The sequence below is a fragment of the Thermophilibacter provencensis genome (assembly GCF_030372065.1).
In the GTDB taxonomy this organism is placed as follows: Bacteria; Actinomycetota; Coriobacteriia; order Coriobacteriales; family Atopobiaceae; genus Thermophilibacter; species Thermophilibacter provencensis_A.
Genome location: NZ_JAUDEA010000005.1, coordinates 31,857 through 46,707, shown reverse-complemented (window position 1 = coordinate 46,707; position 14,851 = coordinate 31,857). Strand labels below are relative to the sequence as shown.

Sequence of the window (14,851 nt, the reverse complement as noted above, 5' to 3'; positions counted from 1 at the left end):
TCCTAGAAAACGAGAAGATCGTCGCGGTGAATCGCGGGCTGCGCCCGCTCCTCGCCGAGAAAGCGCGCGATGACGTCAAGCTTGATGCCCCGAACGCGCGCCATGTCCTCTGAGGAGTAGCGCGCGATGCCACGGCCTATGATGTCTCCGGAATCGGCGCGCACGTTCACCACGTCGCCCGCGGCGTAGCCGCCGCTCGTGGACACCACGCCCACGGGCAGGATCGACGCCCCGCGCTCGAGAACCGCGCGCGTGGCTCCCCCGTCGAGCGCGATGGTACCGCGGGGGACCTCCGCCAGGCCGATCCAGAGCTTCCTGCCCCCCTCGTGTGCGGAGCCCGGCGGCGCCTCAAAGCGCGTGCCGATCGTGGCGCCGCCGGCAACGTCAAGGAGCACGCCCCCACGGCGGCCCCGGCAGATGACCGTGGGGATCCCCGCCGCGAGCATGGCACGCGCCGCTCGGAGCTTGGAGGACATGCCCCCCGTGCCATAGGAGGTGCCGGAGCCGCCCGCCATGGCACTCAGGGCGTGATCGACCTCGCTCACCTGCTCGATGAGCTTGGCATCGGGGTTTTCCTGGGGGTTGGCGGTGTAGAGGCCGTCAACGTCAGAGCAGATCACGTAGAGATCGGCGCCAACGAGCGCGGCCACGAGCGCGCCGAGCATGTCGTTGTCACCAAAGGCAAACTCGGCCGTGGAGACCGTGTCGTTCTCGTTGACCACGGGCACCGCGCCGAGCTCGAGCAGGCGGTTGAGCGTGGTGCGCGCGTTCAGGAACCCGTCTCGGTCCATGACGTCGCGGCGCGTGAGAAGGACCTGCCCGCAGGGGATGCCGCGCTCGGCGAGCACATCGGCATAGGCCTGGGTGAGGCTCGCCTGTCCGGCGGAGGCGCAGGCCTGAAGCGTTGCGATGTCGGAGGGACGCTCGGCAAAGCCCAGAAGGTCGCGACCGGCGGCCGCGGCTCCCGAGGAGACGACCACGACGCGCGTTCCTCGCGCGACGAGCGCGGACACCTGGTCGCAGAGTGAGCGGATGAAGCCGCGGTCGAGGGCCCCGTGCTCGTCGACAAGAGTCGAAGAGCCGATCTTCACGACCATCAGCCTCGGCGCGCCCATCTACTCCTCGTCCTCCCCCATCGAGACCTCGAGGTCCTTCTCGGCAAGCTCGTCGAAGTCGGGAGCGTCGTCGCGGCCCTCAAAGGTGAAGGCGAGCTCGAGGATGCGGACCTCGTCTCCGTTGACGGCGCCCGCCTTGACGAGGGCGTCGTCAAGGCCGCAGCGCTCAAAGCGGTGCTGCAGGTAGGCCACCGCCTCGTCGTTGTCCCAATCGGTCTGGATGACCATGCGCTCGATCTGCGAGCCGCTGACGCGCCAGGCGTGGCGCTCCTCGCGCGCAACGCGAATCTGACGGTCGCGGCGCTGGCGCTCGCGCTCCCAGCGCTCGTTGAGGTCGAGCACGGGACCGGAGACCACGGCTTCCGCGCGCAGGCGCGCGACCTCGGCGGCGCAGGTGGAGACGAGGGCGTCAAGGCCCTCACCGGTGGCCGCGGAGACCGCGAAGAACTCGTGACCGTCAGCCTCTGCGGCTTCGCGCAGGCGCGCCACGGCGTCCTCGGTCTCGGGAAGGTCGCACTTGTTGGCAACCACGATCTGCGGGCGCACGGCAAGCTCGGAGGCATAGGCCGCGAGCTCCTCGTTGATCGTGCGATAGTCCTCGACGGCGTCGCGTCCCTCGTAGCCGCCGGTCACGTCGACCACGTGGAGGATAAGGGCCGTGCGCTCGATGTGGCGCAGGAACTGGTGACCGAGTCCCCTGCCCTCGCTCGCGCCCTCGATGAGGCCAGGCACGTCCGCCACGACGAACGACTGGCCGCTCGCCGCGCGCGCGACGCCCAGGTTGGGGACAAGCGTGGTGAAGGGGTAGTCCGCAATCTTGGGGCGGGCGGCGCTGATGCGCGCGATGATGGAGCTCTTGCCCACCGAGGGCATGCCCACGAGGGCGGCATCGGCCATGAGCTTCATCTCAAGCTCGATCCAGTGCTCGCGCGCGGGCTCGCCCTTCTCGGCAAATGCCGGGGCGCGACGAACGGAGGTCACAAAGTGGATGTTGCCGCGCCCGCCCGCGCCGCCCGGCGCGACCACGACGCGCTCACCGGGCTGGGTGAGGTCGGCAATGTCGTAGGCGGGCGTCTGGGTGGCGGGGTCGAGCTCGCGCACGACCGTTCCCACCGGAACGCGAAGGATGAGGTCCTCGCCGTCCCTGCCGTGGCGGCGCGCGCCCTGGCCGTGCGTTCCGCGCTCCGCGCGGAAGTGATGCTTGTAGCGATAGTCAATGAGCGATGAGAGCTGAGGGTCCGCCTCTATGATGACGCTTCCGCCGCAGCCGCCGTCGCCGCCGTCGGGTCCGCCCTTGGGGACAAACGCCTCGCGCCTAAAGGACATGCAGCCGGCGCCGCCGTCCCCGCCCTTGACGTTGATGTGAGAAAGATCGGTGAACGTGTTCTCCACGTGAGTCTCCTTTGTTCAAGCTTACATGGTACGGCAACTGCGGCAACGCGTCCAACCCCACGGGACGTGAGGTGATTTCCCAAGTCAGGGGTTCTTGTCGCCGCAGCACCGGTTTTCGTCCCAGGACCCCGTACAAACCGGGTGCCTTCTGCCCCTCATCCCCCCACACAATCCGATTGCCCTCCGTCTCACATGTCCCCGTACAAACAGGCAAGTTTTGGGCAAAAGATTTGATGGAGTGGACGTTGCAGCATAAAATGTTTTGCCCACAACCACTCATAACGAGGCGAAAAGAGCGAAAAATCTGAATTGCTGGCAGCAGGTGTATCCTGAATATCAAATGCTTGCCCCAAAACTAAGCAAAACCTCTCGCTGAAGGGATTCTGCGGAACGTGCAATGCCCCAAAACCCAAAAGTGGTGCATTTCGAACATGTGCCTGATAAGGGCAGGAACCGCTTGACACCGAGAATAGCTGGGGTCTGTGCCGCTTTCCAGAATAAGCGCCGAGAAAACTGGCGGTCTGTACCATGGCACAACGCAAGACGCCGAAAAGAGCCGGTCCCTGTACCATTTGTGCCGAGAGAAAGCCGCGCCTGAACCACCCTCCGTGCCAAGCGGAGTCCCTCGCTGGTACAGAGGCGCGCTTTTCTCGGCAGCAATTTTGATTGCTGGTACAGAGGGGCGGATCTCTCGGCGCAGCACCGGGAAGGCACCGCGCTCGAGAAGAACAACTCCCAAACACAAAGAGCCCCGGCTCAAAGACCGGGGCCCGAATCGTGCTATGAAGCTGGGAGCTTACGCCTCGCGGACGTGCACGCGATGCTTGACGCCCTTGGTGAACTCAACGGTGCCAGCGGTGAGGGCGAACAGGGTGTCGTCCTTGCCGATACCCACGTTGTCACCGGGGTGGATGTGCGTGCCGCGCTGACGGACGAGAATCTCGCCAGCCTTCACGAACTGGCCGCCGTAGCGCTTGGTGCCGAGGCGCTGGGCGTTGGAGTCACGGCCGTTGCGGGAAGATCCGAGGCCCTTCTTGTGTGCCATGGTAGTACCTGCCTTCTAAACCGAGGAGAGAGTTACGCGGGAAGCTCGACGACCTTGATCTTCGTCAGGTTCTGACGGTGGCCGTTGGCGCGGTGATAGCGCTTGCGCTTCTTGAGCTTGAAGACGAGGACCTTCTCGCCCTTGAACTGCTCGACGACCTCGGCGGTGACCTTCTTGTCCTGGAGCGGGGCAGAGCCAACGATGGTCTTGTCGCCGTCGTTCAGGAGAAGGACGGGGAGCTCAACCTTGTCGCCAGGCTGCGCGTCGAGCTTCTCGACGTCGATGACGTCGCCCTTGGCAACCTTATACTGCTTGCCACCAGTTGCTACGATTGCGTACATGTGCGAAACCCTTCATTGCTGGCTGAATGCAACAGTTGCTTATATTACTAGCACCGTACCGGCTCGTCAACGAAAAGTTGCCGTGACCTGCGCAACCGTAAGGGAAAAGACGGCTGCGCACGCCTTGTCGGGACAATGCGACCTGAATCAGGATAATGGTGTGTCGCCCGAGGTGACAAACGGCCCGAAAGGTTCCACAAGACGCCCATTTTCCTCATGCCACTGGGCAAGCCGACGGGCGCTCACGGAACGCGGCGGCTCGAGCCCCGCCTCCCCCAGCGCGGCGTTGAGAAGAACCTGCGGCCTGAGCGCACCCGCACCGGATGAGCGCGTCTCGAGGCGCACCACGACGCCACCCCCGGAATCGCAAGCCGTCACGTCAACGAGGGAGGAGGCAACGTCGACGCGCTTCTCCTTCTCCCCGCGCAGATAGGTTATCTGCCCGCGCTCGCGCACGGCAGAAACCCCCTCAAGGAGCGCCTCCGCCGAGAAGGGCGCACCGGCGCAGGCGATCTCCCAGCTCGCCTGGTTGAGCCAGGCCTCGAGCGCCGGAAGGCGCCCGGGAACGTAGGCGGCACGCACGGGGACCAGAGCCGAAGGCGTTGCCGCACGAAGCAGCCCAAGCGCCTCCTTAGGGTCAACCTCCTCAGTAAGACGCAGGTCAAAGTACTCGCACGCGGAGCTCGTCCCGGTGGGAAGCGCGCTCGAGAACTGAATGCGCATGCGCCGGGCAAAGCCGTTGCCAAGTGAGAAGGGCAGCCCCGCGCGGCGCACGCACCGCTCGATGGTCGCAATGAGGTCAAGATGGCCAAGGTACGCAAGGCGGTCGCTCTTGCCGTACTCAACGCGAAGGCGCGCGAGGTCAGCCTTGACGGGCAGCTCCTGCGGACGCGCCGAGAAGGGCTGCGTCTGCTGACGGCTCATGTCCTCACCCCCTGAATGACGTTGTGGACCCCCAGAGACGGGCAGACGCCGCAGCCCGTGCAGGTCTCGCGCGAGCAGTCGGGCGTGGTAACGCCCTCGACGGCGCGCAGCCACTCGCGCTGAAGATAGCCCTTGGAGACGCCGGGCGAGGTGTGGTCCCACGGCAGGCGCGCCGAGAGCGCAAACTCCTCGCACGCAACGTCCACGAGGTCGAGCCCGCACTCCGACGCCGCGCGCGTCCAGGCGTCAAAGTCAAACTCGCTCGTCCAGGCATCGAACGAGCACCCGAGCTCCCAGGCGCGGCGCACGAGCGCAAAGCCGGCGCGCCCCATCTTGGAGAGCGCGCCCTCCACGAGCGAGACGTCGGCGTCATGGTAGGAGACGCGGATGGCGCGGTCGCGAATCTCATGGAGCAGCAGCTGCTGACGCCGCCGCACCTCCTCAGGCTCGAGCTGGGGCGCCCACTGAAATGCGGTATAGGCCTTGGGCACGAGCACCGCCACCGAGATGGATACCGAGACGCCGCTCTTGGGACCGCGCCCAACGACCCCGCGCCCGATCTCGAGCACGCGCTCGGCCATGCGGGCTATGCCCACCACGTCCTCGTCCGTCTCGGTGGGAAGGCCCATCATGAAGTAGAGCTTCATGCGGCGCCAGCCCGCCTCAAAGGCGTTTCTCGCCGCGCTCTCCAGATCCTCCTCGGTGACGTTCTTGTTGATGACGTCGCGCAGGCGCTGGCTTCCCGCCTCGGGGGCAAAGGTGAGCCCGCCCCGCTTGCCGCCGGCAACGGCGGCGGCCATGTCGACGCCAAAGGAGTCAAGGCGCTGCGAGGGAATGGAGACCCGAATGCCCCTCGACGCGAGCTCGGCGTTCATGCCGCGCAGGATCTCCTCGCACTGCGAGTGGTCCGTCGTGGAGAGCGAGGTAAGGGAGATCTCGTTGTGTCCGCTGGAAAGAAGTCCCTCGACCCCGCAGGAGACGACCTGCTCGGCGGGGCGCTCGCGAACCGGCCGGTACGTCATGCCCGCCTGGCAGAAGCGGCAGCCGCGGGCGCACCCGCGAAGAATCTCGAGCGAGAGGCGGTCCTGGACGATCCCCATGTACGGCACGATGCGCTGTGCCACGGCGGGAGTGGACGCAAAGTCGTTCACGCAGCGCTTGAGGACAACCTCGGGAACGTCCTCGCCGGCGCGCGGAACCGCATAGCCCCAACGGGTCGAGGTTTCGTCAATCACCACGTCGTAGAGGGAGGGAACGTAGGTCCCCGGAACGCGCGCGAGCCGGCGCAGCGTCTCCGCGCGCGAGACCCCCTCGGCACGCGCATCGCGGATGCAGGCGCAGACCTCAACGATGGACTCCTCTCCATCGCCGAGAAGAACGGCGTCAAAGACGGGCGCGAGCGGCTCGCAGTTCCAGGCGGAGGGGCCTCCGGCGAGGATGATGGGATCATCCTCGTCGCGCTCGGCAGAGGTGAGCGCGATGCCCGCGAGGTCGAGCGTCTCCAGGACGTTGGTGGCGATGAGCTCGTGAGCAAGGGTGAAGCCAATGGCGTCAAACGAGGAGAGCGGGGCGGCGCCCTCGAGCGAGAGAAGCGGCACGTGGTTCTCGCGCATGAGCGCCGCCATGTCCTTCCAGGGAAGGTAGCAGCGCTCGCAGCTCATCCCCTCCCGTGCGTTGACGTTGTTGTAGAGGATGGCCACGCCGAGGTTGGGCTGGCCGACCTCGTAGACGTCCGCGTAGACCATGCAGAGGTGGAAGGGGCCGTCCTGCTCGGCGATGGCGCCCCACTCGTGGTCGAGGTAGCGCGCCGGGTGCTCAACCCGTGAGAGGAGCGGCTCGATGAGGTGAAAGAGGTTCTCTCGCTTGGTCCGCACGTCAGCCCCCAATGGTCACGTAGTCGTCCGTACGGGGGGTGGTGGGGAGCACGGCATGCTCGGGAGCCTCCGGAGCCTCGCCCTGCGGGGCGCGCTCGGAGCGAGCCGCCTCAAAGCGCAGCCTGATGGCATTGCCGGTAGCGAGGGTGCCCCCATAGCCAACCCCCGCCTTGAGCAGCATCCCTATGCCGGGGAGCAGCCCCACGAGCGAGCGCGCCACGCCGCGCCAGACGAGGCCGGCGCCCAGCACCCCGGCGAGCTCGGCCGCGCGCGAGGGCTCGAGGCCATGCCCGTAGGCCGCGGCGATGTTGAGAGCGAGCATGGCCTGGTTTGCGCACATGATGGGCAGGTCGGAGCCAGGAATGAGCGAGATGGCACCCACCGCGGCGTTCTCCACGGCACACTGCGAGATGAGCGAGTCCACAACGGCGTCGCGGCAAAACGAGAAGTTGGCGGCAAGCGCGATGGACTTGTCAACGGCCGAGGCGAGCCAGGCCGCAAGCTTTTCCGGGAGCTGCTCCGGACTCGAGGCAGCGACAACGCCCACGAGCGCGAGGGCCTGCTCGGGAAGGTCGAGCGCGGGGGCGTCGAGCGCGCCCTCAACCACCACGGCTACGGGGACCCCCGAGCGGGCGTACGAGCAGATGACGGGGGCCGCGTCGAGGCTCCCGGGGAGCACGATGGCGGCGTCGGGCTGCTCGGCGCCGGCCGAGGGTGACCCAAGGAGGCTCATGACCTCAACCACGCCGCCCGCGCGCTCGGCGCGCAGCGCATCCCTCACCTCGAGCGCAAGGGCCCGGGGACACGAGGGGTCAACGCAGACGTGAATGACGAGACGCTCGTCGATACCCCTAAGGGAGTCCCGGCCGGAGCCGGCAACCTCGAGCAGACGAGCGAAGGTCCAACCTTTCTTAGCCATCTCACTCCAATCGGGGGCGGTGGGTCCGCCCGCCTACGCGGCCTTCTGGCGATGCCTCCACACGGACTGGACGATGCCCACGGCGGCGAGCTGCACGACCATGGAGGAGGAGCCGTAGCTCACAAAGGGCAGCGGGATGCCCGTGACCGGCATGATGCCCAAGCACATGCCCACGTTCTCAAGAACCTGGAAGGTCCACATGCCGACGCACCCCACGAGCACGAGCTTGGAGAACATGGACTCCATCCTCATGGCAAGAAGAACGGTGGAGACGGTCATCCAAGCATAGAGCGCGAGAAGGACGACGGAGCCCACGAAGCCAAACTGCTCGGCAAAGAGCGAGAACACGAAGTCGGTCTGTGCCTCGGGGACAAAGCCCGAGAGCGCCTGCGAGGCGTTGCCAAAGCCCTTGCCAAAAAGGCCTCCCGAGCCCACGGCGATCATCGCCTGACGCAGGTTGTAGCCGTCGCCGGTGGGGTCTACGTCTGGGTCGACAAAGACGATGAGACGCTTGAGCTGATAGTCCTTGAGGATGTGCGGTATGCCCTCGATCTGCGACTCGATGACCACAAACGCCGCCACGGCAACGATGAGCGCGATGGTCCCGAGGACCCACGAGCGCGGCGCGCCCGAGCAGATGATGATCGTGGCGCCAATGAAGAAGATCACGAGACCCGTGCCGAGGTCGAGCGTGAGGATGAGCAGCAGCGGGACGAGCAGCGTGCCGCAGAGCTTGGCGTAGTCACGGAACGTGTCGATCTTGCCGTTGTACTGGGCGCAGGCGGCGGCCATGAGAAAGATCGTCACGATCTTCGAGGGCTCGGAGGGCTGGAAGCGCAGCGGCCCGAGCCTGACCCAGCCCATCATGCCGTTGACCTCGTAGCCCAGGCCCGGGATCCTCGGCAGCACCATGAGGACGCAGGCTAGGACAAAGAGGGCCGTCGTCATGTTAGAGAGCGTCCGGTAGTCGTAGCGCCAGATGACGAAGGCGCCCACGAGGCCAATGGCCGCGCCGGCAAGATGGCTCACGAAGTTGGCCTCGGGGATGGAGATCGAGGCCGACCAGATGGTGATGATGCCAATGAGAACCACGAGCAGCGCGGGGATGAGCTGGGAGAGATAGAGGTTTCCCAGCGGGGATTCTCCGCCGCCCACGCGGGCACGGGCACCTCTCCCCTCCCCACGACGCGAGAAGAACGAGAGGCCGCGCGCCACCATGCCGGGACCCGTCATGTCAAGCGCCATCGCTCCCCTCCTTCCTAGTCCGCATTGCCGCTCGTGGAGGCGGCGGCGGTGTCGGGCTGACCGTAGATGGCGCCAAAGACGTCACGAACCACGTACATCGAGGATGTGGCGCCCGAGAGGACGCGGTCCATGTTGGCACCGATGACGTACTTGGGGTTCTCGGCGGGAGCGTAGCCGATGAACCATCCGATGGGGTTTCCGGTGGACTGCTCGGCCGTTCCCGTCTTGCCGCGAACGGTTACGTCGAGGTTGGTCCAGTGGATGGTCTGGGACTCCGCCTCGCGATAGACGACGCCCTCCATGCCGCGCGCGACGAGGTCGCGGAAGGCCTGGTCCTCGTCCACGGTGCGGATGACCTCGTTCTTGTACTCCGTGATGAGGCCGTCGCCCACCTGGGCGCGCACGCCCTTCATGACGTGCGGGCGCCACACCGGTCCCTGGTTGGCGATGCTGCAGTAGGCGGTGACCATCTGGAGGCACGTCACGAGAAGGTCGCCCTGGCCAATGGCAATGTTGCAGTTGTCGCCGCCCTTCCAGGTGCAGTCCTCGTCGGAGTAGCCGAGTGCCTTGAAGTGGTCCCACTTCCAGTCCGGGTCAGGGACGCGCCCCGGCTCCTCGCCGGGAAGGTCGATGCCCGTCTTTGAGCCCAGCCCATACCTCCTGAAGGTCTCCTGCATGCCCTGGGAGTTGTCGGCGTTGTAGAAGCCCTTGCCGATCTCGTAGAAGACGACGTCGCAGGAGAACGTAATGCCGTCCGCAAGGTCAAGGGTACCATGGCCAGACTCCCACCAGCACTTCATGTAGGGAAGGCCGTTGGGGTCGCCGGTCCAGGTCCACCAGCCGGGGCAGTACCAGGTGGTGCCGGTGTTCGCGATGCCGTAGTCGAGGGCGGCAAACGAGGTGAGCGGCTTGATGACCGATCCCGAGGGATACTGGCCGCCGATGGCGCGGTTCATCATCGGGAAGTGGGACTTCTCGTCCTGAAGGGCATCCCAGTCGGCGGTGGAGATGCCGCCGATGAAGAGGTTGGGAGAGAAGGTGGGCGCGCTCGCCATGGCGATGACCTCGCCGTTGGTGCAGTCCATGGCAACGACGCAGCCGCCCTCGGCCTCATAACCCGTGTCCTGGAGCTGCTTCATCACGCGAGCCAGGGAGTCCTCGGCGGCCTGCTGGATGTCGAGGTCGAGCGTGAGGACGAGGTCGGAGCCGCTCTGGGGGCGGATGTTGGTGGAGTACTCGAGCACGTTGCCGTCCGCGTCAACGTAGACGGACTGCTCGCCACGCACACCCTGGAGCACGCTCTCGTACTGCAGCTCAACGCCGGTCTGGCCCACGATGTCACCTGAGCGGTAGACGACCTCTCCGTCCCCCGCGTTGGCGCTCGCCTCCAGCTGCTCGCTCGTCACGGTGCCGGTATACCCCACAACGTGCGCGGCGAGCGACCCGTGCGGGTAGGAGCGCTGCGTGCGCTCCTGGATGTCCACGCCGGGAAAGAGCTCGCGATGCTCCCCGATGAAGGCGACCACGCGCCGCGAGACGTCAACGGAGACCGTGCGCATGCTCTGCTGGCCCTCCGTCGTGTCCTGGATCTTGCGGCGGACGGCCTGCATGGGCATCCCGATGAGGTTGGCGAGAAGCGTCATCTCAACCTCGTCGTCAAGAACGTCCGAGCTCGCAACGACGGTGAGGCTCGGGCGGTTGCCCACGATCTCACGCCCCTTGCGGTCCAGGATGCGACCGCGAGGGGCCTGGGTGTAGACGGTGCTCGTGCGGTTGCGCTCCGCCTGCTCGGCATACTCCTCGCTCGAGACGAGCTGCATGGACCAGAGCCTCGCCACCAGCACCGAGAAGGCCGTGCCCACCATGGCGGCAAGTCCCACGAGGCGAGACGACGAGGTCTTCTCGGTGGACGAGTCGGAGCCGCCCGACGCCCTCGGGGAGGCGCCGCCAATGTCAAAGGTGAAGTTTGCCTCGGAGCGGCCAAAGACGAGAAACACCACCACAAGGGCAATGGCCGCGAGGACGCAGACGATGATGATGACGAGGGAGAGGTCCATGCGCAACCCCTAGAGCCCCTTGGTGGAGAAGTGCCCGCCGCGACCGCCGAGCGAGGGCCCCGAGGAGCGGAGCCTCGCAAAGTAGTAGGCAAACGGGAGGAAGAACGCGATGGAGAGCACGGCCGTGGGAAGCGTCCTCAGGAAGAGGACGTCAATGAACGAGCTCGCCTGCCCCACGAGCAGCATGGCGAGGTGATAGACAAGCGAGACGATCAGGGATGCGCCGGAGAAGAGCGCCACGCTCGAGGCAAAGTCGCCCGACATGCGGTCCCTGCCCTCGAGGCCAAGGACGAACGAGGAGACCGTGAGGCAAAAGGCCATGAGGCCAATGGGGCCGGTCGTGGAGAGGTCAAAGACGAGGCCGGCGACAAAGCCGGCGATGACGCCACGCGAGCCGCCCATGAGAAGGGCCATGAGGGAGGCGAAGACGAGGGCGAGGTTTGCCCTCCCGTTGCCGAGGCCGAGGTTGGGGGCAAGCGCGAGCTGCAGCACAAGGCAGACGACGGCAAGAACGACGCAGGTGCGGACGTCGCGGTTCTTATCGGCTACGATCATGCGCTTCCTCCCCTACTCCGTCTGGTCGTCCTGGGACGTGCCGTCATCCTGACTCTGGTTGGCGCCGTCCGAGGAGCCGTCCTCTGAGTCCTCATCGGAGCCCTGCTGGGAACCGGAGGTCTCCTGGGCGTCCGCCTCGGCAATGTCCTCGGCGCTGGCGCGCTGCTCCTCGGTGAGCGAGGTGACGACAAGCACCTCGCCCTCGTTCTCGGCATCGGCAAAGAGCTCAACGGAGATGTCGAGGTAGAGGTCTCCGGGGTTGTTCTCGACGCTCGTCACCTGGCCGAGCGGGAGACCCTTGGGAAAGACGCCGCCCAGGCCACTCGTGATGACCACGTCTCCGATGGCAACCTCCTGGCTGGTGCGAACGAGGCGCAGGCTCACATCTCCGGTGGCGGAGCCCTCTAGCATGCCCTGGGCACGGCTCGACTGGACCATCGCGGAAATGGACGAGTTCTCGTCGGAGAGGAGGCGGACGGTGGCGGTGTTGGCGCCGCACGAGACCACCTGACCGATGACGCCGGAAGAGGACAGCACGGGCATGCCCGTCGTGACGCCGTCGGAGGAGCCCTTGTCAATCGTGACCGTGGAGGACCACGAGTCGACGGAGCCGGAGATGATGCGAGCGGCCGTGGACTGAAGATCGTTGGAGTCGCGCAGGTCAAGAAGGTCCTGCAGGCGCTCTGCGGACTGCGCGGCCTCCTCGAGCTCAACGTTTCTGGCCCTGAGCTGAGCGTTTTCCGCCTCGAGCTCGGAGAGCGTCGCCTGGTCGGCGGTGAGGTTGGTCATGACGTTGCCGAGGCCCTGGAAGGGTGCGGCAGCGAGCGCCCCCACGTGACGAATGGGCGAGGTGACGGTCTGAAAGGCTCCGCGAACCATGCCGAGAGGCCCCTCATCCCCCGTCTGGCAGCTCACCGTGAAGAGGATGACCGAGACGACGGCGCAGACGACGAGCGCCCGCCCACCACTCGACTGCTTTGCGTTGCCCAAGGTCGGTGCCGCCCCACGACCCCTTGAGGAGAGCGGCACGCTACTGACCCGTGCTCTGGACGAAGCCGCCGGAGAGCGCGTTGGCCTCGAGGACCTTGGCGCAGCCGTTCACGACGTTCTCGAGGGCGGTGGGGCTCACGTTGACGGGCACGCCCGTCTCCTCGCGGAGGCGCTGGTCGAGCCCGCGCAGCAGGCCGCCGCCACCCGTGAGGAGGATGCCGTAGTACATGAGGTCAGAGGCGAGGTCGGGCGGGGTCACGTCGAGCGCGTCCTTGACGGCCTTGGTGACCTCGTCAAGCGGGCGGTCGAGGGCACGGCGGATCTCCTCGCTCTCGATGCGAACGCTCTTGGGAAGGCCACTCATGACGTCGCGGCCGTTGACCTCAACGTCGAGCTCCTCGGCGAGCGGTGCCGCGGAGCCGACCTTGATCTTGATGTCCTCGGCCGTGCGCTCTCCGATGGAGAGGTTGTAGGCGTCACGGACGTGCTGGAGGATCGTCTGGTCAAACTCGTCGCCAGCGGTGCGGATGGACTGGGAGACAACGATGCCGCCCATGGAGATGACGGCGACCTCGGTGGTTCCGCCGCCGATGTCAACGACCATGGAGCCCGTGGGGTCCTCGATGGGGAGGTCGGCGCCAATGGCGGCCGCCATGGGCTCCTCGATGAGGTAGGCCTGGCGAGCGCCCGCCTGGATGGTTGCCTCAAAGACGGCGCGCTTCTCGACGGACGTGACGCCGGAGGGAACGCACACGACGACGCGCGGTCGCGGCGACCAGGGGTAGCGGCGCTCACGGGCCTTCTCGATGAAGTAGCGCAGCATGACCTCGGTCACGTCAAAGTCGGCGATGACGCCGTCCTTGAGGGGGCGCTCGGCGATGATCGAGCCCGGGGTGCGGCCGATCATGCGCTTGGCATCCGCGCCAACGGCGAGCACGCGGCTCTCGCTCTTGTCAATGGCGACGACGGAGGGCTCGTTGATGACGATGCCCTGGCCGCGCACAGCAACGAGCGTGTTGGCGGTGCCAAGGTCAATGGCAAGGTCGCCGCCGTATTCACCAAAGAGGGAGTCAAAGAGTGACATTCGAGGTCCTACTCACTCGTGGTGTCCTGGGAGAGGAAGCTCACTTCGACGGAGCTCACCTTCCAACCGATGCCGTCGCGGACGAGGTGGATGGTGTAGTTCTGAACGCCGCCGGCCTCGAGGGTGGCGTCGGCGCTGACGATGGACTCGGTCATACCGCGGTCGACGCCGGTGATCTCAACCTGCGCGCCAGCGGGGAGCGAGTCGGAGATCTCCTGGAGCTGCGTGCCGGAGACGTTGTTGGCAACGAGGGACGAGATGTCCGTGCCGTCGGTCTTGGCCTGGAAGAGCTGCTCGGCGACGGCCTGCTGGGTGGGCCAGCCATAGCCCCTCGTGTATGCGAAGACGGCCCCGCCGACCACGAGGATGAGCAGGATGAGAATCACGATGAAGACCTTGAGGCCGGTGTGGCGGTGCTTGCGGCGAACCTTACGGTCGGCCTTGTCCTGCTGGACGATGTCCTCCTCGGTGATGGAGAAGAAGCCGGTGTCCTCAGGAGAGGGCATGAGCTCGCCGGACTCGCCCATGGGATCGAGCGGGTCGTAGCCGCCGCCGTAGCCGGCCGCGGCGAGGAAGGCGTCGGTCTCGGAGGGACGACGACCGTTGATGGAGGAGACCGCCTTGCGGGCAGCGTCATAGGAGGCCTGGGCCTCGGGAGAGAGCTGGAAGGAGCCGTCAGAAGTCGCGTGGGCAAAGGCGTCCACAGCCTCGTTCATGCGGTTGGCGGCAACGTAGGCAAGGCCGAGGTCGCACCAGATCTGGCTCTGGCTCTCGAGCGGCGTGGTGAAGTCGAGGGCGGTGCGGTAGGCCTCGACGGCGTCGACGGCGCGCCCGAGCCTGAGGAAACAGCTTCCGAGGTTGGAGAGGGCAACCGCAGGGGCGGGGTTGGACTCGTCGATCGCGGCGGCGCGGTAGGCAATGCCGGCGTTGCGAACGTCACCGGTGCGCTCGTAGGCGGAGCCGAGGGCCATGTAGGCCTTGTAGGGGGTCTGGTACTCCTGGTCGGAGACCGCCTCGGTGAGCGGGGCGATGGCGTCCTGGGGACGGCCGGCGGCGAGCAGGGCGCGGCCGCGGTTGCAGGAGAGGGCGCCGCGACGGCCGTAGGAGGCGTCGGAGAGGGCCTCCTCGTAGGCGTTGGCGGCGGCCTCGAACTGGCCGAGCTTCATGTACGCGTTGCCGCGCAGGTGGTCAACCTCGCCGGCGCGCTCGCCGGGGGCCTTGGCGTCGCCGAGGTAGGTCACGGCGCCGAGCCAGTCCGCGCTCTGGTAGGCGCGCTTTCCGGATTCATAAGCCTGCTGATTCACGATGTC

Annotated in this window: 13 protein-coding genes; all 13 read right to left on the bottom strand. The window is 66.5% G+C overall.

Translation table 11 applies throughout. The annotated features are described in order from the left end of the window. Positions 1 to 2: 2 nt before the first annotated feature. A complete protein-coding gene (gene proB, locus QUW25_RS04475) occupies positions 3 to 1,115 on the bottom strand; it encodes a glutamate 5-kinase (protein WP_289511021.1) in 1,113 nt (370 codons plus the stop codon). Next, positions 1,116 to 2,507 (bottom strand): GTPase ObgE, encoded by a 1,392-nt coding sequence (obgE, locus tag QUW25_RS04470; protein WP_289511020.1) that lies wholly within the window; start codon positions 2,505 to 2,507, stop codon positions 1,116 to 1,118. Positions 2,508 to 3,303: 796 nt separating this feature from the next. After that, entirely contained in the window at positions 3,304 to 3,552 is a 249-nt protein-coding gene (gene rpmA, locus QUW25_RS04465; RefSeq protein WP_075576640.1) for a 50S ribosomal protein L27, read from the bottom strand. Between the two features lie 32 nt (positions 3,553 to 3,584). Then, positions 3,585 to 3,893 (bottom strand): 50S ribosomal protein L21, encoded by a 309-nt coding sequence (gene rplU / locus QUW25_RS04460; RefSeq protein ID WP_087350197.1) that lies wholly within the window; start codon positions 3,891 to 3,893, stop codon positions 3,585 to 3,587. 147 nt (positions 3,894 to 4,040) lie between these two features. Then, positions 4,041 to 4,817, bottom strand: a complete 777-nt coding sequence (locus tag QUW25_RS04455) for a TIGR03936 family radical SAM-associated protein (protein WP_289511019.1) — start codon at positions 4,815 to 4,817, stop codon at positions 4,041 to 4,043. Continuing rightward, positions 4,814 to 6,691 (bottom strand): TIGR03960 family B12-binding radical SAM protein, encoded by a 1,878-nt coding sequence (locus tag QUW25_RS04450; RefSeq protein ID WP_289511018.1) that lies wholly within the window; start codon positions 6,689 to 6,691, stop codon positions 4,814 to 4,816. Before QUW25_RS04450 ends, QUW25_RS04455 begins: the two co-directional genes overlap by 4 nt. Before the next feature lies 1 nt (position 6,692). Further along, positions 6,693 to 7,610, bottom strand: coding sequence for a hypothetical protein (locus tag QUW25_RS04445; RefSeq protein WP_289511017.1), 918 nt, complete (start codon positions 7,608 to 7,610; stop codon positions 6,693 to 6,695). Between the two features lie 33 nt (positions 7,611 to 7,643). After that, positions 7,644 to 8,855, bottom strand: coding sequence for an FtsW/RodA/SpoVE family cell cycle protein (locus QUW25_RS04440; RefSeq protein ID WP_289511016.1), 1,212 nt, complete (start codon positions 8,853 to 8,855; stop codon positions 7,644 to 7,646). A 14-nt stretch (positions 8,856 to 8,869) separates the two neighbouring features. Further along, on the bottom strand, positions 8,870 to 10,912 hold the full coding sequence (gene mrdA, locus QUW25_RS04435) for a penicillin-binding protein 2 (protein ID WP_289511015.1): 2,043 nt from the start codon (positions 10,910 to 10,912) through the stop codon (positions 8,870 to 8,872). Between the two features lie 9 nt (positions 10,913 to 10,921). Then, positions 10,922 to 11,467, bottom strand: coding sequence for a rod shape-determining protein MreD (gene mreD, locus QUW25_RS04430; protein ID WP_289511014.1), 546 nt, complete (start codon positions 11,465 to 11,467; stop codon positions 10,922 to 10,924). Positions 11,468 to 11,479: 12 nt separating this feature from the next. Then, on the bottom strand, positions 11,480 to 12,457 hold the full coding sequence (mreC, locus tag QUW25_RS04425; RefSeq protein WP_289511013.1) for a rod shape-determining protein MreC: 978 nt from the start codon (positions 12,455 to 12,457) through the stop codon (positions 11,480 to 11,482). A gap of 40 nt (positions 12,458 to 12,497) precedes the next feature. Continuing rightward, positions 12,498 to 13,541 (bottom strand): rod shape-determining protein, encoded by a 1,044-nt coding sequence (locus tag QUW25_RS04420; protein ID WP_289511012.1) that lies wholly within the window; start codon positions 13,539 to 13,541, stop codon positions 12,498 to 12,500. 8 nt (positions 13,542 to 13,549) lie between these two features. Next, complete coding sequence (locus tag QUW25_RS04415; protein ID WP_289511011.1) at positions 13,550 to 14,845, bottom strand: tetratricopeptide repeat protein; 1,296 nt, start codon at positions 14,843 to 14,845, stop codon at positions 13,550 to 13,552. Positions 14,846 to 14,851 lie beyond the last annotated feature (6 nt).